At 64.7% G+C, this 25,542-nt stretch carries 19 protein-coding genes; 10 read left to right on the forward strand and 9 right to left on the reverse strand.

Annotated elements, in window-relative coordinates; all coding sequences use genetic code 11:
* Window positions 1-402 precede the first annotated feature (402 nt).
* Genes CH251_RS11440 through CH251_RS11450 form a run of 3 tightly spaced genes read right to left on the reverse strand, consistent with a single transcriptional unit; the run spans window position 403 to window position 2,616 of the window.
* Entirely contained in the window at window positions 403-804 is a 402-nt protein-coding gene (locus CH251_RS11440; RefSeq protein WP_094613359.1) for a RidA family protein, read from the reverse strand.
* Window positions 797-1,597, reverse strand: coding sequence for an IclR family transcriptional regulator (locus CH251_RS11445; RefSeq protein ID WP_094613360.1), 801 nt, complete (start codon window positions 1,595-1,597; stop codon window positions 797-799). The genes CH251_RS11440 and CH251_RS11445 overlap by 8 nt, the downstream gene beginning before the upstream one ends.
* Window positions 1,594-2,616, reverse strand: a complete 1,023-nt coding sequence (locus CH251_RS11450) for a sugar kinase (protein WP_256978980.1) — start codon at window positions 2,614-2,616, stop codon at window positions 1,594-1,596. The genes CH251_RS11445 and CH251_RS11450 overlap by 4 nt, the downstream gene beginning before the upstream one ends.
* A gap of 128 nt (window positions 2,617-2,744) precedes the next feature.
* Between CH251_RS11450 and CH251_RS11455 the strand changes: the two genes are divergently transcribed.
* From CH251_RS11455 to CH251_RS11470, 4 genes are read left to right on the forward strand one after another with little or no spacing between them, the layout of a single operon-like run.
* A complete protein-coding gene (locus tag CH251_RS11455) occupies window positions 2,745-4,028 on the forward strand; it encodes an alanine racemase (RefSeq protein WP_094613362.1) in 1,284 nt (427 codons plus the stop codon).
* Between the two features lie 14 nt (window positions 4,029-4,042).
* Window positions 4,043-5,656, forward strand: a complete 1,614-nt coding sequence (locus CH251_RS11460) for an amidohydrolase family protein (protein WP_094613363.1) — start codon at window positions 4,043-4,045, stop codon at window positions 5,654-5,656.
* Window positions 5,653-6,291, forward strand: a complete 639-nt coding sequence (locus CH251_RS11465) for a bifunctional 4-hydroxy-2-oxoglutarate aldolase/2-dehydro-3-deoxy-phosphogluconate aldolase (RefSeq protein WP_094613364.1) — start codon at window positions 5,653-5,655, stop codon at window positions 6,289-6,291. Before CH251_RS11460 ends, CH251_RS11465 begins: the two co-directional genes overlap by 4 nt.
* Window positions 6,288-7,730 carry a GntP family permease gene (locus CH251_RS11470; RefSeq protein ID WP_094613365.1) on the forward strand — a complete coding sequence of 481 codons (1,443 nt, stop codon included), beginning with the start codon at window positions 6,288-6,290 and terminating at the stop codon, window positions 7,728-7,730. Before CH251_RS11465 ends, CH251_RS11470 begins: the two co-directional genes overlap by 4 nt.
* 34 nt (window positions 7,731-7,764) lie before the next feature.
* Here the strand turns inward: CH251_RS11470 and CH251_RS11475 are convergent, their stop codons facing one another.
* Complete coding sequence (locus CH251_RS11475) at window positions 7,765-8,874, reverse strand: hypothetical protein (RefSeq protein ID WP_094613366.1); 1,110 nt, start codon at window positions 8,872-8,874, stop codon at window positions 7,765-7,767.
* A 70-nt stretch (window positions 8,875-8,944) separates the two neighbouring features.
* Window positions 8,945-10,126 carry an NAD(P)/FAD-dependent oxidoreductase gene (locus CH251_RS11480; RefSeq protein ID WP_094613367.1) on the reverse strand — a complete coding sequence of 394 codons (1,182 nt, stop codon included), beginning with the start codon at window positions 10,124-10,126 and terminating at the stop codon, window positions 8,945-8,947.
* 269 nt (window positions 10,127-10,395) lie between these two features.
* Between CH251_RS11480 and CH251_RS11485 the strand changes: the two genes are divergently transcribed.
* Together CH251_RS11485 and CH251_RS11490 are read left to right on the forward strand one after the other, a co-directional pair.
* A complete protein-coding gene (locus tag CH251_RS11485; protein WP_094613368.1) occupies window positions 10,396-10,665 on the forward strand; it encodes a hypothetical protein in 270 nt (89 codons plus the stop codon).
* Window positions 10,666-10,839: 174 nt separating this feature from the next.
* Entirely contained in the window at window positions 10,840-11,247 is a 408-nt protein-coding gene (locus CH251_RS11490; protein WP_094613369.1) for a VOC family protein, read from the forward strand.
* A 12-nt stretch (window positions 11,248-11,259) separates the two neighbouring features.
* Here the strand turns inward: CH251_RS11490 and CH251_RS11495 are convergent, their stop codons facing one another.
* Window positions 11,260-12,234: a sigma-70 family RNA polymerase sigma factor gene (locus CH251_RS11495; RefSeq protein ID WP_094613370.1), complete on the reverse strand. Its 975-nt coding sequence runs from the start codon at window positions 12,232-12,234 to the stop codon at window positions 11,260-11,262.
* A 91-nt stretch (window positions 12,235-12,325) separates the two neighbouring features.
* Between CH251_RS11495 and CH251_RS11500 the strand changes: the two genes are divergently transcribed.
* The 4 genes from CH251_RS11500 to CH251_RS11515 all read left to right on the forward strand — a co-directional run bounded on the left by CH251_RS11500 (window position 12,326) and on the right by CH251_RS11515 (window position 16,974).
* Window positions 12,326-13,306 carry a GTP pyrophosphokinase family protein gene (locus tag CH251_RS11500; RefSeq protein WP_094613371.1) on the forward strand — a complete coding sequence of 327 codons (981 nt, stop codon included), beginning with the start codon at window positions 12,326-12,328 and terminating at the stop codon, window positions 13,304-13,306.
* Window positions 13,307-13,356: 50 nt separating this feature from the next.
* Window positions 13,357-14,826, forward strand: a complete 1,470-nt coding sequence (locus CH251_RS11505) for a DUF2079 domain-containing protein (protein ID WP_094613372.1) — start codon at window positions 13,357-13,359, stop codon at window positions 14,824-14,826.
* Window positions 14,827-14,839: 13 nt separating this feature from the next.
* A complete protein-coding gene (locus tag CH251_RS11510) occupies window positions 14,840-16,078 on the forward strand; it encodes a sulfite reductase subunit alpha (protein ID WP_094613373.1) in 1,239 nt (412 codons plus the stop codon).
* A gap of 77 nt (window positions 16,079-16,155) precedes the next feature.
* Window positions 16,156-16,974: a hypothetical protein gene (locus CH251_RS11515; RefSeq protein ID WP_094613374.1), complete on the forward strand. Its 819-nt coding sequence runs from the start codon at window positions 16,156-16,158 to the stop codon at window positions 16,972-16,974.
* An 18-nt stretch (window positions 16,975-16,992) separates the two neighbouring features.
* Here the strand turns inward: CH251_RS11515 and recD are convergent, their stop codons facing one another.
* The 3 genes from recD to recC are packed head-to-tail and all read right to left on the reverse strand — an operon-like array spanning window position 16,993 to window position 25,465.
* Window positions 16,993-18,855 (reverse strand): exodeoxyribonuclease V subunit alpha, encoded by a 1,863-nt coding sequence (recD, locus tag CH251_RS11520; protein ID WP_094613375.1) that lies wholly within the window; start codon window positions 18,853-18,855, stop codon window positions 16,993-16,995.
* Complete coding sequence (locus CH251_RS11525) at window positions 18,852-22,193, reverse strand: UvrD-helicase domain-containing protein (protein ID WP_094613376.1); 3,342 nt, start codon at window positions 22,191-22,193, stop codon at window positions 18,852-18,854. Before CH251_RS11525 ends, recD begins: the two co-directional genes overlap by 4 nt.
* The gene (gene recC, locus CH251_RS11530; RefSeq protein WP_094613377.1) at window positions 22,190-25,465 is read right to left on the reverse strand and encodes an exodeoxyribonuclease V subunit gamma; all 3,276 of its coding nucleotides are present in this window, start codon (window positions 25,463-25,465) and stop codon (window positions 22,190-22,192) included. The genes CH251_RS11525 and recC overlap by 4 nt, the downstream gene beginning before the upstream one ends.
* Window positions 25,466-25,542 lie beyond the last annotated feature (77 nt).

The raw sequence follows: 25,542 nt of genomic DNA on the forward strand, positions 1-25,542 counted from the left end.
AATCACTAGCAGAAAAACTCAACTAGCATTTCAAACAACACCCGACAACAACCACCACAAGCGGATGGCTGATACATCGAATGCTTTCACCAAAACAAAATAATTTCGGCACTGACATTCATCGACACACTGTTGAGTTCTCAAAGAACACGCACACACCGTCCTCGCCGTTCGCACGGTGACTTCGGGGCTTACACGCTCGAACCCCAGGCATGGCTGATACCATCTCGCCTTGCCTGGGTTGTTCAGTGCATACTCCGTACAACCTCGTTGTCCCGGTTTGTGAAGACCGGGTCGGTGTCCGTGTCGCTCTGACTCGACAAAAGTTACGCGAAGACCAACGCTTACGCAAATCGCCTGGTCAGATGTAATTTCCGTGTGAACATCTGCCGCATGAGTCGGTCAGAGGATCGCAACGGCGTCGATTTCGACCAACATCTCTTCTCGTGGCAGTCCTGTGAACACAGTTGTGCGGCTCGGTAGGACATCCCCCGAGGTATGCGCCGACACGAACTGGCCGTAGGCGTCGTTCATGGTCGAGAAGTCCTCGCGCTTGGTCAGATACACCCTCAGCATGACGACGTCGTCGAATGTCGCACCGCCGGCCTCGACAATTGCCTTGACGTTCTCGAGCGTGCGGGTCGTCTGCGCGGCCACATCGCCTGGATACAGGTACTCGCTGGTGACCGGGTCGACCGGACCTTGTCCTGAGACCTGAACGAACGGTCCCTTCCGGACTCCCTGGGAAAAGGTGTGAGCCGGTGCGGGCGCCCCTGTGGTGCGGATTTCGATCTTTTCACTCATCGTGTTCCTTCCTTCGAGCTCTCGTTTGTGTCTTGCGGTCTTGGATTCCTTGCGGTCGCCAGCCCAATCCCTCGGAGATCGCCGCCGCGGCGCGCTGCACTTCGGGGAGTGCGGCGAGGACTTGCTGGTGATCGAGCAGCATGTCGGGCACGGACATCGACACCGCTGCCACCACATCACCGGTTCCGTTGCGCACTGCGCAGCCGATGCAGTTGACGAACGACTCGTGCTCCTCACGGTCTTCGGCGTACCCCTGCTCGAGCACGAGATCGAGCTCGCGCAGATAGCGCTCGGGCGTCGTGATGGTTCGATCGGTGAACGGTGTGTATGTGATGCCGCGTGCAATCTGCGCTCGCTCCGCTTCGGGACGGGCCGAGATCAGAATCTTCCCCACAGCTGTGCAGTGGAGAGGTGCAGGCTTCCCGATTCGCGAATACATCCGCACACTCTGCTGGGCGTCGAACTTGTCGATGTAGATGACGTCGCCCGCCTCGTAGGTGGCGAGGTGGACGGTTTGACCGGTGATCGAGTTCAGTTCGGCCAAGTGCGGCCGGGCGATGCTCCGAACGTCACGCTGTTCGAGGGCGTGGTTGGCGAGCTCGAACAGCCTGGATCCGAGCTGATATCGGTGATCGGCGTCGTGCTGGACGAACCGGTCGGCTTCCAACGTGCGCAGAAGCCGGAGCACTGTCGTCTTGTGAACCTCGAGGACCGACGCCAACTCGTCGAGTGATCGTGGTCCATCGCCGAGCAAGCCGAGAACTGTCATCGCCCGCGCGAGACTTTGACTCATTGCAGTGCCCCCGAGTGACGTGCGGCAGTGGCTGCGTAGTCCAGCCCCGCCCAGTCGGCGTCGTGCAGTTCGGCCAGTTCGATCAGCACCGCCAGGGGCAGCACCGAGGCGATGTCGCCGTGCCCGGTCAAGGCACCCGCCGCGCACAGATGCCCGAACCGAACGCGCTCGACGGAACTCCTCCCCAACAGCAGACCGGTCAGATATCCGCCCGCGAACGCGTCTCCGGCACCGATCTTTTCGACTATGTCGAGCTTCAGCGCCGGTACGTCGACCCGCGAGGTTCCTTCGAACGCCGTCACGGTGTGCCCGTCGTTCTTGATCACCAAATGGTGTGGTTGCGGAAACATCTCGCGCAGCTCGGCGGGATCGGATGTACCGAACACCAGCGCAGCTTCGTCTGCACCCATGGACACCACATCGCTACCTCGAACATGTTCACCGAGCACATCTGCGGCTGCGTCCAGCCGAGACTTCCACAGTGCCGGCCGATAGTTCAGATCGAAGCTGACGACGGTGGGTGAATCCATCAAGGACGTCGTCAGGTCGGCCGCGGTATGGGAGATGGCCACGGTGATTCCGGTGAAGTGGATCAAATCGGCACGGGCAACCAGGTTTGCGGCATGCCCGTCGATGTCACTGGGCGACAGGGCGCTGGCAGCCGAGCCGGCACGGAAGTACGTCATGGCGCTGTCTCCGGATGCGAGGTCGTGTCGGTCGCCGGAACCCGAGCCGCGTTGCTTCACATACATGCCCGTGGGCCGCTCGTCGTCGATCGTCACACCGGAGGTGTCGACACCTGCCGCGTCCAATTGGCCGACGAGGTACCGACCGAATCCGTCGTCGCCCACTCGCGAGATCCACGATGCATCGACGCCCAACTGACCGAACACCCTGGCCACGTTGGCTTCTGCGCCCCCAGCCGTGCGGTGGAAGGTGTCCGACTTCTCCAGTGGGCCCGGCTCGGCGACCAGAACGACGAGGCCTTCGCCTACGCACACCGCTCGTGGTGCTTTCACGTCGATCTCCTCGAACTCTTGCGGGAACGCTGACTTTCGTTGCAGACTACAAATCATAAACACATTGCGCAACCAGCGTTGCAAAATACGCAACGCCTCGTGAATTTTTCGAGACCAGGGAGACGATCGTGATCGACACCGATGCCGTCGAGGCACTGAGCCGACGAGTGCTCGGACCCGAGCACAAGGCACTGCCCCCCAGGTCGTGGGGGCACACCATCGAGAGCTTTCTCGCCACGTCGCCGCGGCTCTCCGAGTTCACGACGCCCGTACTGACCCTCGACCGTGCACGCATCGCTTCCAACATCTCGGTCATGGCCGAGTGGACGGCGCGTGCGGGAGTGCTGCTCGCACCCCACGGAAAGACGTCGATGGCCCCTCAACTGTGGAAACAGCAACTCGACGCGGGGAGCTGGGCCATCACCCTCGCAACCGGATGGCAGGTTCAGGCGGCGCGTGCGTTCGGGGTCGAACGGGTCGTTCTCGCCAATGCCGAGATCGATCCTGTCGCGCTGACATGGATTGCGGCCGAACTGGATTCGCATCCGACATTCGAGTTCTACTGCTGGGCGGACAGCGTCGCAACCGTGCACGAGATGGCCCGCATACTGGCGGCGCAGGGAACACGCGCCATTCCGGTCATCGTCGAACTCGGTGGCCCCCACGGTCGAACCGGCGCGCGGACGACCGACGAGGCGATCGCAGTCGCTCGTGCGATCGCGTCGTCGCCGCGGCTGACCCTGGCCGGGGTCGGCGGCTACGAGGGGGCACTCAGCCACGACCGGACCGACAGCGGCCTCGCGGCGGTTCGGACCTACCTCGACAACGTCGCCGCCCTCCATCGCGCGCTCGATGCCGAAGGGTTGTACGGCGAGCATGCGATCGTCACCGCCGGCGGCAGCGCCTACCAGGACCTCGTTGTCGAGCGATTGCAATCCCTCACCACCGGAGAGGGGGTGCCTACCGACGTGGTGCTGCGCTCGGGTGCCTATGTGGTGCACGACGACGGCTTCTACTCGCAGATCTCACCACTGACTCCCGCCCGCACCGACGCCCCGCTGACGTCGGCGATGCACGGATGGGCTCGGACGGTATCCAGGCCGGAGCCCGGTCTCGCGCTGCTCGATGCAGGCAAGCGGGACTTTCCGTTCGATGAAGGCCTGCCTGTTCCCCAGCTGGTTCGGGGAACCGAGCCCCTCGATCCCGATGCCGACATCACAGCGCTGAACGATCAGCACGCGTTCCTTCGCCTACCGGCCGAGGACGCCGCGGCGCTGCCGGTGGGATCGGTGGTGCGGTTGGGCCTGTCTCACCCGTGCACCGCCTTCGACAAGTGGCGTCTGGTTCCCGTGGTCGACGACGCCGATGGCGACGATCCCCGCGTCGTCGATCTCGTTCACACCTTCTTCTAGAGAGCCGAAAACTCATGTCCGATATCCTCTTTCGAGGTGCCGACGTCATCGACGGCACAGGTTCACCGCGAATGCGTCGTGACGTTCTCGTACGCGGCGGAATCATCGCTTCGATCGCTGAACCCGGCACCGTTCGCGAGGCCGACAGAATCGTCGACGCCACTGATGGGCAGGTCCTGTCCCCCGGGTTCATCGACATGCATGCCCACTCCGATCTGCGTCTACTGACCGACCCCGACCACTTCCCGAAGATCAGTCAGGGCGTCACCACAGAGGTCATCGGGCAGGACGGCATCGCCTACGCTCCGATCGACGACGCGACGCTCGATGTGGTGCGGCGTCAGATCGCCGGATGGAACGGCAATCCCGTCGACCTCGACTTCTCGTGGCGTTCGGTCTCGGAGTACCTCGCTCGCCTCGACCAGGGGATCACTCCGAATGCTGCCTATCTCGTTCCCCAGGGAACGCTGCGATACCTCGCGGTGGGCCCTGATCAGCGACCCGCGACGCCGTCCGAGATCACCCACATGCAGGAGTTGTTGGCCCAGGGATTGCAGGAGGGTGCCGTCGGAATGTCGAGCGGTTTGACGTACACGCCCGGAATGTACGCGGACACCAGCGAATTGCGAGCACTGTGCGAGGTCGTCGCCGACTTCGGTGGGTTCTATGCACCGCACACTCGGTCCTACGGCGCGGGCGCGCTCGACGCGTATCAGGAGATGCTCGATCTCTCCGAGCAAACGGGATGTGCGCTGCATCTGACTCACGCGACGATGAACTTCGGGGTCAATCGGGGCCGGGCGCGTGAGTTCCTGGACCGCGTCGATTCTGCGATCTCGAGCGGATGCGACGTCACCCTCGACACGTATCCGTATCTGCCCGGCGCCACCACTCTGTCTGCGCTGCTGCCGAGTTGGGCGATGTCGGGTGGCCCGGACCGCGCGCTCGAACGACTCGACGATCCGGACATGCGTCGACGCATCGCGCGCGATGTCGACATCGACGGGTCCGACGGCTGCCATGGCGTGACCGTCGAGTGGGAGACCATCCAGCTCAGCGGAGTGGCGAATCCGGAGCTCGATCGTTACGTCGGGCGCACGATGTCCGACATCGCGGCCGAGGCGGGTCGTTCCCCGGTGGACGTGTTCTTCGACTTCCTTCGCCGAGACGCGCTGGCCACAACCATTCTGCAGCACGTCGGACACGAGGAGAACGTGCGCGAGATCATGGCGCATCCGCGCCATATGGGCGGCAGCGACGCGATCCTGGTCGGCGAGAAGCCACACCCACGCGCCTGGGGAACGTTCCCACGCTACCTGGGTCATTACGTTCGGGACGAGCAGCTGCTCTCACTCGAGGACTGCATCAATCACCTGACCGGTCGTCCCGCTTCGCGGCTCCGCCTTCGCGGCCGCGGCACGATCGCCGAAGGGCACGCAGCCGATCTCGTCCTGTTCGACCCGGTCACCGTGCGCGATACCGCCACGTTCGAGAATCCGAAGCAACAGGCCGAGGGCATCAGCCACGTCATGGTCAACGGCGCGTTCGCAATCGACGATCATCGTCCCACTCATTCTCTGGCAGGCCGCGCCCTGCGGATGAATCCCACCGGAAAGCACACATCATGAACGCATTGACGACGATTCTCGAGGACCGCGCGCTGGCGGTGGTCCGCGCCCCGCATATCTCGGATCCTGCTGCGTTGGCAGATGCGCTCGCGCGCGGAGGAATTCGCGCGCTCGAGCTGACCTTCACCACACCGGGCGTCCTCGAACTGATCCGCGCGGCATCGAACTCGGGTGCAGTCGTCGGGGCAGGCACCGTCCTGACCGCCGACCAAGCGCGCTCCGCGATCGACGCCGGGGCGCACTTCGTCGTGACCCCCGGGCTGCGCCCCGACGTTGCCGCGATCGTCACCGAGGCCGGGATCCCGCTGATGATGGGCGCGCTCACCCCGTCGGAGGTGATGACAGCCCTCGATCTGGGAGCGGATGCCGTGAAGATATTTCCGGCTCGGACCGTCGGGCCCGCGTATTTCAAGGATCTGCTCGGCCCCTTCCCCGACGCACGACTCGTTCCGTCCGGCGGAGTCAACGCAGGCAATGCTGCTCAGTTCCTGGCATCCGGTGCCGTCGCAGTGACTGCAGGCACCGACGTGGTTCCACCGGCGTCGGTCGCGGGTGCCCAGTGGGACGACATCACCGTTCGAGCGCAGACGTTCGTGGCGGCAATCAGTGCAGACATCAAGGAAGGCTCGTCATGAATTCTGTCGTCGACTGGCTCAGGACATCCACGCCAGGCCTACTCGTGTTGTGCGGCATCGCAATTGCCGTACTGCTCGTCGTCATCATCAAGGTCAAACTCGAACCGTTCATCGCACTTCTCATCGTCGGCCTCGGCTTGGCTCTGGCTGCCGGTTTGCCCGTCAACGAGATTGTCGGCACCGCTATCAAGAGCAACGAGTCGCTTCTCGAAACCGGGTTCGGCGGCATACTCGGGCACATCGCAGTCATCATCGGACTGGGAACGGTCCTGGGCGCGATTCTCGAAAAGTCGGGTGGCGCACAAGCACTGACCGCAAAGCTGCTGGGAGTCTTCGGAGAACGCGGAGCACCCATCGCAATGGGACTGCTGGGGCTGATCTTCGGCATCCCGGTGTTCTTCGACATCGGCATCTTCGTGTTGGCACCGCTGGTGTACGTGGCGGCACGTCAGGGCGGAAAGTCGTTGGTGCTCTACGCGCTGCCGATGCTGGCAGGGTTGTCCATGACGCACGCCTTCCTGCCGCCACATCCAGGTCCGGTTGCCCTCGGCGGGTTGCTCGAGGTCAACCTCGGCTGGCTCATCCTGTTCGGATTCATCTGCGGAATACCAGGATTCATCGCCGCGGGCCTGGTGTGGGGCAACTGGATCGGCAAACGCATCATCGTCGACGTTCCCGAGGACTTCATCAACGACGGAAACGACGCGAGCACCACCGAGGGTGGAGGCGCAGGCACGGTCGCGACCAAGCGCCCGGTCGTCACGACGCCACCGTCGGTGGGCACCATCGGAGCGATCATTGCCGTTCCATTGGTCCTGATCCTCGGTGCCACGTTCGGCAGCATTCTGCTCGATCCCGGCAACCTCCTCGAAGTGCTCACGTTCTTCGGCACGCCGGCCGTCGCACTGCTCATAGCGGTACTGATCGCGTTCTACGTGTTGGGGATCCGCCGCGGATCCACGGTCCAGGAATTGAGCAAACTGACCGGAGAATCTCTGCGTCCGGTAGGAATGCTGCTGCTCGTCGTCGGCGCAGGCGCCTTCTTCGGAAAGGTCATCTCGGCCACGGGCATCGGCACCGCGTTGGCCGACACCATGGCGGCCGCGGGCCTCCCGATCATCGTCCTGGCCTACATCATCAGCTGCGCACTGAGAGTCGCGCAGGGATCGGCCACAGTGGCCATCGTGACGACCGGCGGAATCGTCGGACCCCTGGTAGCAGCTCAGGACTACTCGGCTCCGGCCATCGCGCTCATCGCCATGTCCATCGCGGCAGGCTCGATCATCGCCAGCCACGTCAACGACGGCGGATTCTGGATCATCGCGAAATTCTTCAACCTCACCGTCAAGCAGACACTTCAAACATGGACGGTCCTCGAGACAATTCTGTCCGTGGTCAGCTTCGCTGTCGCGGGGATTCTGTTCGCAATCATCGCCTAGAGCCAGTGGCGCGATTCCGTGCCCTGAACGGCACTCAGTCGCGCCACTGGGTCCGCACTTGATCACCGACGAAGTGCGTGTTCTCGGCAGACATCTCCCGGCTCCCCGACCGCCCGACGAGGTCATCGATTCGATCGTCCAAGCTGTGCGCGCGGGCCATCGCGTCGGAGGTGCGTGCCTCGGTCTCCGAGGACTCGACCACGTTCGCGAGTCGAACCAGCGCGGCCACCCGTCCGGTCAACTGTTTCCAGACCACTTCCAGTGCGCCACGGCGGGATTCGACCTGTGCTGCGGTCTCCTCGTCGACCATCGTTTCGCCGATCCGAATCAGCTCGGTCGCCACCGCGCGCAGCGAGGTGGCATCGACCGAGATCTCGGTGAGTTCGACGAACAGGTCCAGCTGATTGCGTTGGATCTCGAAGTACGCCGACTGCCATGCCGGCGAGCGACGCACCCGATCGAACGACGTGCCGGCAAGGAACAGCAGGGTGTCGTAGCGATCGACGAAGCGGTCGTCCTTTCGGTCCACGAATTGCTCGACCATTCCTGTCGCCCACTCGACCCTGTCGGCCACCGGGGTTCTGCGCGCGAGCGTGCTCACCCGATCGGTGGCCGCATCCACCAGCGACAGGCCACGCTCGGCGATCGGCCCGAACTTCTGTGGCGCGGGCGTTCTCGTCAACGCATCGAACACCGCGTCCCGCTGGTCCAGGTCGAGATGCACACCCTCCCGGCGCTCTTTCCGCGCCGCACGTACTCCGGTGGCGTAGTGGCGGTTGGACATCACCACGGTGGTGCGGTGGTGATTGACGCGTTTGCTCAACTCGGCAGCTCGAAGTTTGTACACCAGAGCCGATCCGGGCTTGCTGGTCGTGTCTTTGGCGAGCCAGCGATCGCGCTCGTCCACCAGATTGCGCAATGCGCCGAATCCACCGATCGACGGCAGCGAACGTCCGGCGCGCCATCGGTTCACGAGGACTGCTCGGGTGGCCTCGTCCACTCGCCCGGCCGCGATGGCGACGGCGGCCGCGTCGGACAGTGGCTCGGAGTGACCGGGCAACCGGCAGTCGGCGCAGCGGCGGTGGACCTCGTCGTCGAATCGGGCACGCTGTTCGGCCGACTCACTGCCATCGAACTCGGACATCGTCTCTCCTAGGTCACGCCGCATCGCCGGTCTCGTCGACGGATCGCTCGCCATCGAGTGTTCCAGAAGTTCAGATCAGTCCGCGCAGCGATTCCTCGGTCTGCGGCTTCTTCTCGGCCAGCAGAGTGCGCGCCTCGTCGAGGCCCTCCCAGACGTTCCACATCAGTACGCCCCGAACGACGGCATCGTCGTCGAGGTAGTAGACGACGCCTTCCTTGCCGACCGACTTCCAGTCCTCGACGACATCGAGCGTCGTGGACACCGTGCCGATCGCCTGATAGCCGTCGTCGTAGACGTCGGAGTAGAAGTACGGGGTGTACGTGTAGGGATCTGCGGCACCGGCCATGTTGCGTCCTGCGGCCTTGCCCATCTCGGTCGCGTTGTCGACATGCTCGATCCGTCGGCGTCCGAGGATGGCGTCGGGGTAGTTCGCCACGTCACCGGCGGCGTAGACGTGTTCGTCCTCGGTCCGGAGGAACTCGTCGACGATCACGCCGTCGTCGACTGCCAACCCCGCAGACTCGGCCAGTTCCGTGTCGGGTCGCACGCCGAGTCCGAACACGACTCCGTCCGCCTCCACCGTCGAACCGTCGTCGAGTTGCAGTTGTACGCGTGCCGACGCCTCGGCTCCGGAAACGACCCTCGTTCCCCTGCGCACGGTCACACCGTGGCCGGCGAAACCCTTGTCGAAGCCTGCAGCCAGGCTCGACGGAAACATGTGTCCCCCCAATACGGCGTCCGACGTCACCAGTGTGACCTTCACATTCTGGAGAGACAGAGCAGCTGCGATTTCGGTGCCGATGTATCCGCCGCCGACCACGGCGATGTGATCGGCGGTCTTCGTCAGCTCGCGCAGTGCCCGATAGTCGGCGAAGGTGCGGAAATACACCACGCGGGGGCTGGGAGTCAGTTCGATTTGCGTAGGCGCCGCACCCGTTGCAAGGAGGAGCTTTCCGTATTCGTGGCGTTCTCCGGATTTCGTGGTGACCGACGAGTTCGAGCGTTCGATCGATGCGACTCGGGTTCCGGTGTGTACCTCTGCACCGGTGTCGGAGGCCGTGTCGAGGGAGACCTGATCTCGGCCGAACTCCGGGTCGGTCCACAGTTTCTTGGACAGCGCCGGGCGCGTGTACGGCGCGTCGGGGTCCGCGCCGAGTATGCCGATGGAGCCCGACGCGTCCTGCTCGCGGATTCCGCGCGCAGCGCTGTCCGCAACCATTCCCCCGCCGATGATCAGGTAGTCGTAACGCATCGTTCACTCCTCGAAAGTCGACGTCATTCGCTTCGGGGCTACCCGGAACAACACGAGAAGAATCCTCCGAGCCGTTTCGTCCCGAGAAGCCGCAGGTGGCGGAACCGACCGGACTGTATGCAGCATCACACCCCGAAGAGGTTGGCCCAGGCCCGTCGAGTGGGCATGTTGGTTTCGGCGACGAAACATCGTTTTTACTCGGGTCGAGCTGTAACGGTTCCGACCGACCGAACGACTCACACCTCAGGACGCGAACAAAAGGAGACGATGTGACTGTTCAGATCGATTCGCTCGCAATTGGCACCGACAGTGCCGACATCGCGACAGCCGACGTCGACCAGCTCTTCGACGAAGTTTCAACGCTGGACGCCACCATCCTCGACGCCATCGAGCGTCGCACCCGCCTGGCCCGCACACTTGCTGCGGCAACGTCCGGTGCCACCGAGTCGGACCAGGCAGCCGACCCCTACGCAGACCTCGGCAACGACGGCCACGTCTTCTCACGCATGCTGTCGCGCCTCGCACAGATCACGCGATAGCTACACGCCCCCTTCAGCTTCGCAGTCCGCGACCCCGTCGAGCACCCGCTCGGCGGGGTCGCGTCGTGTCGGCACATCTGCACCCGATGACTTTTCGGATCGAGAGCTGTCAGTACGAGCAAGACCGTTGTTCGACGGTCCGACTCAGCAGGTTCTTCCAGAAAAGGTGTATCCATGTCCAGAATGCTGTTCGCCAACATGCCCGTCCGCGACGTCGTCGCCACCCGCGCATTCTTCGAGGGTCTCGGATTCGAGTTCAACGACGCGTTCAGCGACGAGAACTGTGCCTCGATGGTCGTCAGCGATCAGGCGACCGTGATGTTCCTGGCCACCTCGCGTTTCGAGGACTTCATCTCGGACTCGATCTGCGACACGGGCTCGGCCCGCGAGGTGCTGATGTGCGTCTCTGCCGACAGCCGCGAGGAGGTCGATTCGCTCACCGACGCGGCTATCGCCGCGGGTGGATCGAAGTGGATGGAGCCCCAGGATCACGGGTTCATGTACGGCCGGGCGTTCCGCGACCTCGACAACCACGTGTGGGAAGTGATGTGGATGGATCCGTCGGCCGTCTCGGAGAGCTGAACGGCCGTTCGTCTAGAGGCGGTCGGGCAGACCGAATCGATCGAACAGAGTCAGATCGAAGAAGCAGGCCACATGCCCGACCCCTCTGGCATCGACATCGAGCACGTGCAGCTGGAACGGCCGGTGCACACCGTCCTCGGCCAGCATGTACAGCCCGTAAGCAGGCTGACCGTTTGCAGAGGTGGACACCATCCGCATGTCGCCTGCTCCGTTTGCGGGGCAGTTGTTCCGGATGAGAGATCCGATGGTCTCGCCGCCCTGGTACCACCCGACGAACGGCGGCATTTCCCACACCGCGTCCGAGGTGAACAGTGTGACCAACCGGTCGATGTCGTAGCTCTCGAAACACTCCACGTACTGCGTGAGAAGTTGCTGCAGTTCCGCGGATTCGATGGGCTCGACGTTGTCGAGCTCGGGCGCGATCTCGTCGAGTCGCTCCCTGGCGCGCTGCAGCAGGCTGTTGACTGCGGTCGTCGTCGTGGCGAGAACCTCGGCAACCTCCGACGCTTTCCACTGCAACACTTCGCGCATCAACAACACCGCGCGCTGTCGCGACGACAGATGTTGCAGTGAGGCGACGAAGGCGAGCCGCACGGATTCCTTCGACACCACGATCGATGCGGGATCACTCGCATCCGCCAGATCGGAATCGGCAATCGGCTCCAACCACGGAATCTCGTTGTTCTGCACGAGTTCGTCGGTGGGGCCTGAACTCGGTGCACCCAAGCCCGTCGGCAGGGGGCGCTTCGCCCGGCCGTCCAGAGCGGTGAGACAGGTGTTGGTTGCGATTCGGTACAGCCATGTGCGCAGGGACGAGCGGCCCTCGTACTTGGCGTATCCCCGCCACGCGCGAATGTACGTCTCCTGCAACAGGTCCTCGGCATCGTGGATCGATCCGGTCATGCGATAGCAGTGCGCGAGCAACTCACGACGGAAGGGATCGAACTGTTCGACGAAGTCGTCCTTCTGTTCCGAAGCCAAGGTCATGCGGTAGAGCGTAAACCGGACACAGGCGCGCCACAGCTCGAACGCGCGCCGCCGAAAGGATTGGCGGTACTTCTGCGTTAACCTCGGCATCGTGACATCGGCAACGAGTATCGACGACTTGGTCGAAGAGCTGTACCTGCAGCGTCGTCGAGCGTGGGAAGCCGCTCTCGTCACCGCGCAGAATTTCCTCGAGACCATTGCCGACGAGATTCTCGAGGACGTCGATCGAGACCGATTGAACGCGCAGACGGCACGCATCAAGGACCCCGGCAGATCGGCCGACAAACTGCGCCGCTATCTCTCCGAGGGCCGCATCACCGAGCCGACCGACGCCGATGCCGTCGCCGAGGCGTTGCCCGATCTCGTCGGCGTCAAGGTGCTGTGCAAGACCCCGCGCGATCAGCTGACGTTCGTCGCTGCGCTCGAGCGTGCGTGCAACGACCCGGAATGCTCGGTACGGTTCGCGCAACCACCGACCGACTACGTCGCCTTTCCCAAGCCCAGCGGCTATCGCGCGTACCACGCCGTGCTGGTCGTTCGAGTGGCAACACATCAGGGTGATCTCGATGTGAAGGTCGAAGTTCAGGTCAAGACGCGCCTGCAGGACGCCTGGGGCGAGCTGACCCACGAGGACATGTACAAGCCCGGTGAGGCGCTCAAGCCGACCAAGAAGCACACCGACTACGCCGCGCACATGGCCCATCTGCTCGATCAGGTGGATGCGATGGCCGACGATCTGGCCGCGCAGCTCGACTCGTTGACGGCCGCGTCGAAGGACGGGGGCGTGCTCGCTGCCGACCCGATTCCGAAGGATCCGGACTTCATCAGCGCCAGGGTCACCCGCACCGGTCCACGCTATGCACTCGCCGTCGGACCGGATGGCCGTAGAGGTCTCGTTCCCGCACGATCGGTGAAAGCGGTCATCGGCTCGACCGACCGGATCGCCGTCAACGACTACCTCGAAGTGGGCGACTTCATCGATGTGGTGGTCGAGGACTCCGAGGATGCGCTCTACTATCACCTCACCTCACAGCCGCCACGACGCAAGCCAGCGAAGAAGCGCAAGCGCTGACCGGCGGTTCTCAGGAACATCTCACGTCGATCCGGTAGACATGCCTTCTCGTGACCACTACCGAGAAATCCACGGTCGTCACCGATGCCGACAGTGACGACACAGCGACCGACGAAACAGCCACCACAGACCGGCGGTCGAAATTCCGCTCCGCCGAGACGCTGGTGCCGGCCGTCTCGTTCGCCGTGCTGGCGACCCTGTACTCGGTGATGTCCGTCCTCGGCCATCGCCAGCTCCGTACCTCCGGATTCGACCTGGGGATATTCGTTCAGCAGATCGCGTCGTACTCGCAGTTTCGCGCGCCGACGTCCGACCTGCTCGGCACCGGCTACAACACGCTCGGCGATCATTTCTCGCCCATCACCGCGTTGCTGGGACCGCTCTACCGGGTGTTCCCACACGCCGAGACGCTGCTGATCGCGCAAGCCGTGCTGTTCGCGCTCGCCGTGATTCCGATCAGTCGACTGGCGGTACAGACATTCGGCACGATCGTCGGCGTCGTGACGGCCGCGGCGTTCGGGCTGTCGTGGGGCGTGCAGGCCGCGCTGAACTTCGACTTCCACGAGGTGGCGTTCGCGATGCCTCTGCTGGCCGTGTCGATGGTCGCGCTGGTTCGACAACGCTGGCTGCCGGCCCTGGCCTGGGCTCTACCGTTGGTGTTCGTCAAAGAGGACATGGGTCTGACGGTGATCGTCATCGGGGCGTTGGTGGCGCTGTGGACGAGCGGTCGAACACGCATCGCGGGGGCGCTGACTGCTGTCTGGGGACTGACCTGGGTAGTTCTCGCGGTCAAGGTGATCATCCCGGCCCTCAGCTCGGACAACTCGTACGATCAGGGCTCGAAGCTGCCCCCGCTCGGCGAAGGCATCGCCGACACCGCGCACGGTCTGGTCGCCGGCGATTCACGGGCGGCCACCGCCTTTCTGCTGCTCGCGGTCACCGGCTTCTTCGCCCTGCGCTCTCCACTGCTCCTGGTCGCCGTCCCGACGGTCGCTTGGCGCTTTCTCAGTGACAACACCAACTTCTGGAAGCCCATCTACCACTACAACGCGATCCTGATGGTCATCGTGTTCGTGGCCTTGCTCGACGCGTTGGCGCGTAGCCGGCGGCACGGTGAGCTCACCGAACGCGGCCGAAAGCTGATCGTCGCGTTCGTGGCAGCCTTCGCGGTCGTCGCGTTGCCGTTCCTGCCCATGTCACGTGTGGTGCACGCGCAGGAATGGACGATCGATCCGCAGGCCGCGACCGCCCGAGAGATCTCCGAGTGGATTCCCGCCGGTGATCGAATTGCGGCGTCGAACAATCTCGTGGCCCAACTCGTCGCCGACCACGACGTGTCGGTCTTTCCGCAGCGCACGACCGATTCGACCGTCCCGGAGTGGATCGTCGTCAACCAGCAGCGGCCTGCAGGGTGGCCGACGGACGAGACCGGCGATCGTCAGGCGGTCAGCCGGGCGCTGGCGAGCGGATACGACGTCGTCTACTCCGTCGACGGAATCGAGGTCCTGCACCGCGAGTGAGTGGTCCCGATTAGTGTTCGAACCGAGTCGACCTCCCAGTCGACGCACAGAGACGACTACTGCAAGGCAGGTACAGGACATCGACGCTCGAACCGGCGATCTCGGCGCCACCAAGACCGCATCGAAGCGCTCGCCGTGGAATCGGAAGAATCCGTACCGCGCGCAGATCCTGAGCAACCGACGCCTCTCCGGCCCCACGTCGGCCAAGGAAGTTCGACACTTCTCGATCGCGCTCGGTGAGAGCGGCATCGCCTACGAGGCCGGCGACGGATTCGGCGTCAGGCCGGTCAACGACGCGGCGCTGGTCTCGTCCGTGATCGAGCGCCTCGGCGTGCCCGCCGACACAGCGGTCCACACCAAATCCGGCGAAATCACCTTGGCCGATGCCTTGACCACGGACTACGAGATCGGCATCCCACCCATGGATCTGATCGAGGCCGTGGCCGAACGCGCCGGTGACGCCGAGCTCGATCACGTTCTGTCGAACGGCGACCGCGCGTCGTTCGACGCCTGGACATGGGGTCGCGACGTCGCGGACGTTCTCGATCTGGATCGGTCGGGAGCGTTCGATCCAGCCGAATTCCTCGGCTTGCTGCGTCCTCTGCAGCACCGGGTCTACTCGATTTCGTCGTCCCCGATCGCGCACGAGGGCACCGTGCATCTGACCGTGTCCACGGTCAGATACAGGTCCGCCGAGCGTGATCGCGGCGGCGTCTGCTCGACGTATCTGGCCGATCGCGTCGGGGACGAACATCAGGCCGGAGTGTTCCTGTCGGCCAACAAATCGTTCCGCCTCCCGTCCGACGACACTCCGATCATCATGGTCGGGCCAGGAACCGGAGTGGCACCGTTCCGGGCATTTCTGCACGAGCGTCGGGCCCGGGGCGCAACAGGCAAGAACTGGCTGTTCTTCGGCGATCAGCATCGAGCGAGCGACTTCCTGTACGAGGACGAACTCGTCGATTTCGAGCGCGACGGTCTACTGACACGACTCGATCTGGCCTTCTCTCGCGACCAGCCGCAGAAGATCTACGTCCAGCACCGCATGCGGGAGGCAGGCAAGGAGCTGTACGGGTGGCTCGAATCGGGTGCACAGCTCTATGTGTGCGGCGATGCGGCTCGCATGGCCAAGGGCGTCGACGAGGCGTTGCACGAGATCGTCGCCGAACACGGTGGCCGCTCCCCCGACGCCGCCGAGGACTACGTCAACGACCTCAAGCAATCCAAGCGCTACTTGCGCGACGTGTACTGAGTCCGGTTCTTGTCGGACCCTCCCGCTACGGTCTCGGATACAGGCATCAGTTCTCGTCCGAGAAGAGGGTTTGCATCGTGACCGCACTGCAGAACGGCCATTTCGACTCCACCACCGCCCTCGCGTGGGCCACGTTCACCGAAAACCTGCATGCCCGTCTTCGGACTTTGCCCAGGCGGGACTACATCACGGTCACCGCCGCTCAGGCGAGCCCAGGAGAGCGTGGATTGCGGCCGTACATCGACGTGGCCGCGACGGACGGCAACGTGCTGGTGTCGGTGGCAGCGCTGCCGTCACTGCTGTACCCGGATGCCCCGGACACAACGGCCATGGATGTGCAGCTCCTCGACTGCGGTTGGTTGGATAGAGGCAAGCCGGTCGCAGACGGGTCGATCATCGATCTCACGCGTACCGACTCCCGAGCAGATGCGGCGCTGGTCGCGGAAATGATCACGCGTGCGTTCCGAGAGATCTGGAACGTCCCGCATCCGTCGTTCCTGAGCGTGTGGAGCGTCGCGGCCGACGGTGCGTCGTCGGGACCGGTCGACCTGCAGCGTGGGTTCGTCGATCGCACGACCGACGCCACGACCGAGAGTCCCTCGGAAACATCCGACGACGTTCCTGCCGAGCTGAGGTCACTGCAAGCGTTGTGCCAGTTGGTCGGTCGGCGCGTGGACGCACACACCGTTCGATCGGTGTGCGCCGACGGCGATATCGACGCGTTGAAAGCGCGAGCACTGTCTCTGCATCGGTCGGCCGCTGTTCGGGCTCGCCCCGCCGACGACGCGAGCGGGACGAACTCGGTCGCAGTGTGGAAGAACCTTGCCCGCACCTGGCTTCTGGTCGCGCACAGCATGGACGCCGTGACCAGGACAGACCGGCACGCGTGCCGGTGACGAACAGGATCTGACGACCTACAGGATCTTGCGGCGCAGTCCGCTCGCCCGCAGCACCTGACGTTCGACGCCCGCGCGGATGGCCTCCTCGGTGCCGATCACCCGTACGTGTGATCGTGCACGGGTGATGGCGGTGTACAGCAGTTCTCGGGTCAGCAGTGTCGATGCCTCGGCGGGCAGCAGAACCGACACCGTGTCGTACTGACTGCCCTGACTGCGGTGAATCGTCATTGCGTACACGGTGTGTACCGAGGAGAGCACATTCGGGTGAATCAACACGTGGCCACGACCTCGAGGAAACGCCGCCATCGGAGTTCCGTTGTCTCCCAACACCACAACGCCGGTGTCCCCGTTGTAGATCCTCGCCTCGTGATCGTTGGCCGTCACCAACAACGGCTGCCCGGGGTACCACAGCGAAGGGTCGAGATACGTTCCGCTTCCTTCTCCTACCCACTCCATCGCCTGCCGGTCCCACCGCGAGACCCCCCATCGACCCTCGCGGTGCGCGCACAGGAGTCGATGTTTCTCGAGCGCGAGCAGTGCTGCGGTGACATCTCCACGTATCGCGGCGGCGGTGACCTCGGCTGCGGTGTCGATCACGTCCGAACGCAGCGCGTCGACGTCGTCGGGACCCTGGAACGAAATCTCCTCCGCGCCGGACTCGAGCAACGCCATCACATCGTCGCCCCGGCCGTCCCGCACGGCCACGGCCAAGCGGGCGATGGCTCCGCCGAACCGTCGGCCACGACTGAGCCGAACGACGCCGCCGCGCAATCTATCTCGCTCGAAAGTGCTCAGAGCCGCTTCTGCAGGATCCTCGGCGGCGGCGAAGTCCGCATCGACGAGCTGCGCCAGAACCGGGTTCTCGGTGCCGGTCACCGGCCTGGCCACCAGATCTGCCAGCACCGCACCTGCGTCCACCGATGTCAGCTGATCCGGGTCACCGACGAGAATCAACCGAGACTCGGGACGCACGGCTTCGAGCAGCCGACACATCATCGTCAGAGACACCATCGAGGTTTCGTCGACGACGATGACGTCGTACGGCAGTCGGTTCTCGGCGTCGTGCCGAAATCTCGTCTTGCTGCCGGGTTTCCATCCCAGAAGTCGGTGCAGTGTCATCGCTTTCAGGTCCGCTGGAAGTCCGAGGAGCCCGGCTTGTTCGGACACGGACTCCTGCAGGCGGGCTGCGGCCTTGCCGGTGGGTGCCGCCAGCCCGATGCGCAGATCGCTCCCGTGTTCGCGTACGAGGAGCGCGAGAATCCTCGCTACGGTGTGGGTCTTTCCGGTTCCGGGTCCGCCGGCGATGACCGTGGTCCACTGCGTCGCCGCCAGAGCTGCCGCTATTCGCTGTCGGTCGGGAGCGGCCGTGGGTGCACCCGATTCGTCCACGAACAGCTCGGCCAAGGCATCGCTGATCTCGACGGCATCGGCGGGCGGGTGGGATTGCGAACGCACGTCGAGGAGATCCCGAACGGTGCTCTCCTGCAGATGGTATCGGTCCAGATACAGCAGCTCACCCTGATCGGTGTCGACCAGTTTCAGCGGCCTCAACGGCCCATTCGAGCTGCCGACCACCAGTGGACTCACCCTCAGCGCTCGGAGCACGTCGTCGAGCTCGGGCCACGGAAGTGCGCTCGGATCGACGTCCGAATCCTCGTCGACGGTGACGTCTCGCAATCGACGCAGATCCAGGCACACCGAGCCGGATCGCACCGAGCGCACCGCCAGAGCAGTGGCGAGCAGTACGTGCTCCGACGACTCCCCGGCCAGGGCACCGAGGCGCAGCGCCACGTGCACGTCGGATGCCGACAGCACACCCACATCGTTGAACGTGCGCAGAATTCCATTGCCGCGCAGCGCAATCGAGACGCCGGTCATCGGGCCACCTTCCCGGCGAGCAGGTCCGACAGCTCGACCACAAGGGCCGCGGGCGGATTCCAGTCGAACACCCCGCACCCGGCGGGGGTCTGCGGTCCGACCATGCCCCGCACGAACAGGTATCGGATTCCGCCGAGGTGTAGTCGCGGGTCGTAATTCGATTGACGCCATCGCAGATATCGATGCAGCGCAACGGCATACAGGATGGCCTGCAGCGGATAATGCGAGCGGATCATTTCCTGGGCCATCTTCTCGCGCGTGAAGTTTCCGGTGGTCAGATCGCCTCCGACAATTCGATTCGTCTTGTAGTCCACCACGATGTACCGCGGTCCGGACACGCGCAGAACCGAGTCGATACTCCCGGTGAGGAAGCCGCGAAGCGGTGTCGCCTCGAGATCGTCGAGCAGATCTGCGTAGGACGCGAGCACGTCCGCCGGATCCAGATGATGACGCAACAGGCGCGCCACGGACTTCAACGTGACCGTGTCCGCCACCGGATCGTCTCCGCCGGCCAGGGGAAGCTCGAAGTCGAGCTCGGCCAGATGGTCGGACGGCGCTACGTCGGCCAGCGTCCCGAATCCCAACGGTGTCTGCATCACCGGGAGCAGGGCCTGGGCCAACGCCGCCGGATCGACCTCCGCCATCCGCGACGCGACCGCCGCAGCGCAACGACGTTCGAGCTCCTCGAGCAGATCGGGAGCGGACGTGTCGACGTGCTCGAGGGCCTCGTGGACGAGCGTTCCGAATGCCGCACCGGCAGGCATGCCGTTCATCGGTGACGCGATTCCGTCCAGCTGTTCGTCGGTGTACTCGTTTCCCGGGTAGTCGCCGCCCACCGACGTTTCGGCGGGCTCGTCCGTCTTCTCCGGATGCTCGGCCTCGCTGGTCACTCCCACCTCGGGCCGGCCGGGCGCGGCGTCGTGAGCGTGAGCTGTCAACGCGGAGTACGACGTTCGACGCCACAGCAGATCGAGGGTTCGATCGAATCGTGCGGCAGCGACGTCGAGGTGCGGTTGCTCGGGACGAATCCAGTGTGCGGTGGACGGCTCACCGGGTCCCACCGCGTCGACCGAGACGAGGCCGGCTGCCGATCCGACCCAGGATTGGAGCCGGTTCGCAGTCGTCGCGTCGTCGAGAACCTTGTACGACGGCTCCGGCAGAGCAATTCCGGGGATGCGTCCGAACAGCATGCGGTGCAGCGAGGACGTCGCGGTGTTTCGGCCCGGCGCCCACCAGAGCACGATCCGGCACTCGGCGCGGGTGAGACCGACGTAGAGCAATCGCAGTTCCTCGCCTGCCTCCTCCTGATCGTTGAGGATCTTCCTGGCCGCGTAGCCCGAACCGGACGGTCCGCCGACGTCTCGGATTCGCTTGCCGTCCTCGTGCAGCAACAGCGTCGACGGCTTGCTGAAGAACAACGTGTCCCAGGCGTAGGGCAGATAGACGACCGGGAATTCGAGCCCTTTGCTGCCGTGTGTCGTCATGATCTGCACCGCTGCGGAATCACTGTCGAGTCGACGACTGCGGTCGGTCGACCCGCCCGCTGCCGGTTCCTTGATGCGGTCGGTCATCCAGCGAGTGAGGGCGGTGATTCCGTAGGACTCCGATACCGCTGCGCGATTGAGCAATTGGGCGATGTGTCGCAGATCGGTCATCGTGCGCTCACCGGCTTCGACCGCGAGCAGCCGGGCATCGAGTCCGGATTGGGCCGACACCCGCTCGAAGACTGCCGCGAACCCGGCCTCGTCGAAGAGCACCGAATACTCGCGCAGGCGACTGCTGACCTGGGACAGCGCGTCCTCGGCTCCGGAGTCGAGTTGCGCGGCGGTCCACCCGAGCAGCGGAGTCAAGGCGGCCAGACGGACGCGATCGGTGCGGTGAGGTTGCTCGATCGCCTGCAGCAACCACAGCCAGTGTCGGGCACTCTCGGTGCCGAACACGCTGGTGCTGCTCGATACGACGGACGGCACCCCGACCGCGTCGAGTGCGTCCCGAATCAACGCCACCTGCTTGGTCGTTCGGGTCAACACGGCAATGTCCCGCGGTCCGATCACCCGAGGGCCGTCGGGTCGCTCGATCACGGCATGCCCGGACAGCAGCTCGACGATGTCCGCCGCAACGTCCGCCGCAACCCGGGATCGGAGGCGGTCGACCGCGGGAAAACCCTGCCGCAGTGGCCCAGCTCCGGTTCGGGGAAGGTAGCGCAACCGCAGGGGAGGATGTCCGACCATGCGCGAGAGAGGGTTCCGCGCCTCGACCCGGTGCACCACGATGTCGTCGTGACCGAGGGCTGCACCCCCGTACAGATGATGCAGGGCGTCGAGCAGCCCCGAATCGCTACGCCAGTTGGCAGTGAGCTCGTAGAGGTGGTCCGCGGTCTGCACCGCGTCGAGGTAGCTCAGTACCTCTGCTCCACGGAACGCGTAGATGGCCTGCTTCGGATCGCCGACGAGGATGAGCGTCGTGAATCCGTGAAATGCCCGCCGCAGAATGTCCCACTGCATGGGGTCGGTGTCCTGGAATTCGTCGATGAGCACGACGCGGAATCGGTCTCGTACTCGCGCGCAGGCGGCCTCGCCGTGGACGGGATCGGACAACACCGAGTGCAGAAGTCCCAGAAGGTCGTTGTAGTCACGCACCCCGAGCAGGCGCTTGCGACGTTCGATTTCCCGGCGTGCTTCCCGGGCGAACCGCACACGTAGTCCAGGCTCGCGGTTGCTGTCGTCCAGGTCCTCGGTGTCGGGGTACAGAATCGACTGCTGGTCACCCACGGCCGCCAACGCCAACTGCTGAGCGTCCCGCCTACTGAATGCCGGCGCCTCGTCGTCACCGCTGAACATCTGCAGATATAGGTCGTCCACGACCTGTTCGAGCAGGTCCGAGACCGATTCGACGAAGGCCGATTCCGGTTCGCGTTCGCCTGCGATGCCGAGCCCGTCGAGCATGCGCTGGCAGAAACTGTGAGTGGTGACGATGGTTCCGGCGTCGAAGTCCGACAATGCCCTTCGCAACCGTCGACGCCGCCGGTCCACTTCGGCATCGTCGACTGCGGCCAGAAACGCCACGAGTGGATCCCGAGATGCGCGAGCGGTGTCCGGCTCTGCCAGGTCCCGGGCGATCGAGGCGAACCTGCTGCGGGTGCGGTCTCGGAGTTCCTGGGTCGCGGCCCGACTGAACGTCACCAGGAGCAGGTCCGAGATCTCGGCGATCCCTTCGGCGATGTAGCGCGCGGCCAACCCCACGATCGCGTACGTCTTGCCGGTCCCGGCGCTGGCTTCGAGGACGGTCGTTCCGGTCGGCATCGGACCGAGCAGGTCGAATCCGCGGGCGGCAGTCATGCGTTCCCCATGTTCTCGGCGGTCAGCAACGGGTCCCACAGCTTTCGAGCGAGAATTCCGAAGCGGCTCTTCTCGTTCGACGGCTCGGTCTCATCGGCATGCGGGGTCGCGGCGAGCAACGTCTGGAACGACAGTGTCGAACCGTGGACGTACCGCAACGACCGGTCGGTCCCGTCGCCGAAGTCGCCCCGCCACGCCCACGTGGCCGAGTCGTAGCCGTCCTCGATGGATCCGCCACCGAATCGCTTCTCCGCGTAGGCCGATGCGGTACCGGTCGATATGGGCAGCGGCGAGGTCATTCCACGATCGCGCAAGTCCACCAAGTCCCGCAGCACGGCTACAGGGTCCCGCGGGGCGGTCAACCGGGAGCGGCGAGGCGGGCGCATGCCGCTCGCTCGGCCGATGGTTACGGCGCTCCACTCCCCTGGCTGGGATGCGGCCACGGCCAGCAACCGCACCCACGCGGCCAGTCGATGTTTGGCGGCCAGGCGCGAGTAGGACGAGCGCGCCAGCGTACGGCCGTGAATTCCGGTGACGGTGCCGGTCAGGCGGCGTCCGTCGCCGAGATCGACCGCGACGTCGATCGTCTCGGCCGGCCCCTCGTGGAAGGGAGCGGCCGCGTCGGCGATGATTCCGACGATCTGCCGAATGTCGGACATCTCTCTGCGGCCCTGATGGAACGGAGGAAGGGTGCCGCGCCGCCACTCGGCGTCGGCGAATTCTCCGATGTCACCACCGGCGAGCACTGCCGCGAGCATTCGATCACCGATGTTCCACCGGGACAACGGATCCAGCTCGATGTCCAGACTGTCCGCCAGGTCGTCCTCGAGCTCCGGAACTCGAAATCCGAGCCGTTGCCGCAGAAAGGCCTGCACCGGGTTCTCGACGAAGGCAATCAGTTCGGCGAGCTCGACGTCCCCGAGATCGCCCGGAGGGAGCGCGTGGGGCAGAAACGGTGCAACCGGATCGGGCGTCCGTTGCTGGGACACCGCTCCGGCCAGGGCAACGGTATCGAAGCTGAACGGGTGTTCGGCTTCGAAGTTGTGCGGATCGAACGGCTGCAGCGGATGCCGGTGTTCGACGCTTCCGCCCGCCGTCACCTCGAGCACGTCCATCAACTCGCGCAGCGGGATCGCGGGCGGCTTGGCGGACCCGTCGACGGGGTCGGCTCCGGTGTAGAACAAGAGCAGCTTCTCCTCGGCCGACATCACCGCGTCGAGGAGCAGTTGTCGATCCTCACTGCGAATGTCTCGTTCGCCGACGGCCGGATCACGGGCGAGGATGTCGTCTCCGTCGGTACTGCCCACTCGGGGGAACACCTCGTCGTCGAGCCCGAGCAGCACCACCACTCGGTGCGGCACCGAGCGCATCGGCACCATGGTGCACACGGTCAGCTCGCCGGTGCGGAAGTTCGCTCGGGTGGGCCTGCCGGCCAGTCTGCCGGCCAGCATGGCGCGCACGTCCGCGAGCCGTAGCTCGGCGGTACCGCCGTGTTCGGTGGCGTCGGAGATCTCGCGATGCGCCTGTGCCAGTTGCCATTCGTCGGCGGTGGGCACGTCGGCGAGGAGATCGAGGGCACGGCCCAGCTGCCGGGTCCACTCGGTCACCGCTGCCGGACCGGCCAGTGCTCGGAGCACCGAGGCGAGCCGATCGACGAGTTCGGCGAAGCGTCCGGCGAGGGTGATGTCGTTGCTGTCCACATCGTCGAGAGGTAGCGCGAGGTCGAGGTATTCGTTCCGAGTCTCGTCCGCGGCCACTCCCAGCAGGATGCGATCGAGTGCCGATTTGAAGGTGTTCTGCCGAAAACCGTTCAAGCCATATGCTTCTCGCTGACGAACTGTCAATCCCCAACGAGCACCGGAGCTCGTCACCCACTCGCGCAAGCGCTCGAGATCGTCGTCGGTGAACGAGAATTTCTCCCGCACCGGACCGCTCGCGGCGAAGTCCAACAGCTCGCTCGCCGTCACCCGGCCCTCCGAGAAGTCGAGCACCGTAGCGATGACGTCCAGGACTGGGTTTGTGCGGCGCAGGCCCCGATCGGCCAGGCGCACACGCAACCGGTGTCCAGGATGCACCAACGCCGCCTGCCCGAAGTTCGCGCGAATCAGCGGCGCATAGGTCTCGACATCCGGGCACATCACCAGCACGTCCCGTGGTTCGAGCGTCGGGTCGTCGGTGAACAGATGCAACAACGACTCACGCAACACTTCGACTTGCCGGGCCGGTCCGTGACAGGCGTGGATCTGCACAGATCCGTCCACGAACGTTGTGCCGTCGTCGAATTCGGGAGATGGAGGCGAATCGGCGGTGATGTCCGCTTGAATTCGACCGAGCAGGGTGTTCGCTGTTTCCGGGCCCTCGTGATGCACGGTGTGCGTCGCCACCGACGCGATGGTGGCTTGGAGTTCTCGCACGTCTCGCGAGAGGCCGGCCAGCAGTGGGTGCTCGACGGCCAGAGCTGTCGTGTCGTCTCGGCGGCGCGTCACCGCCGGAATCTCGGCAAGGGTGCGCCACATCGACGGGCTTGGATGCGGAACCCAGATGTGCACGTCGCGCGCCTGCGAGAGCGCACTCAATATCTCGAGCTGATCGGTTGCCAGCCGGGTCGGACCGAACACCGACAAGCGGCTCGGTAGGTCCACCGACTCCGGTGCGTCCCGAAGCCGTGCGCAGGTCTGCGGTAGTCGTTCGGCTGGGCTCGGGCTGCCGATCCGCTCGCGCATCGCGGCCCACACTCGCGGTTGCCACAGCAGGTCCTCGTCGAGATCGCCGCCGTGTCCGTCGGTGTAGCGACCGTCGAACCAGTCGCGCAGCATCTGGGGACGTTGGGATCCGTAGTTGCGGAACAGTTCTGCCACGTGCGATGCCGTCGACCAGCGGCGTCCCACCCGGTGATCCTCGGAACCTGCACCGAGGTGCTTGAACAGCACGGCCGCCCAGGTTTCGGTGCGACACTCGTCGATCACCTCCAGCGCGGTCCAGAGAACCCGGCCCGGAGCCCAGGGATCGTCGTCGGGGTCGATGTCGTCGACCGCTGCAATGGCGCGCGACACCAATCGCGTCGGGCTCGGGAATTCGATGTTCGCGGCGATGCCGTCGCCGTCCGAACCGCCCAGAGTGCTCGACAGTCGCTGCGCGAGCCACCGCTCGACGCCCTTCGCCGGGACCGACACGATCTCGGGTACGAACGGATCGTCCAACGGCACGGACAGGATGTCGGCGAGTGCAGCCGCGAGTGTTCCGGCGCGTTCGGCGCGGTGGAGCGTCAACACCGTTGCGATCCCCTGCCTGCTCGTATCGATGCCCGATTTCGGGCTCGTGACGACCCTACTCGAGCCACCGACAGAGT

Source organism: Rhodococcus sp. 06-462-5 (genome assembly GCF_002258315.1).
GTDB lineage: Bacteria > Actinomycetota > Actinomycetes > Mycobacteriales > Mycobacteriaceae > Rhodococcoides.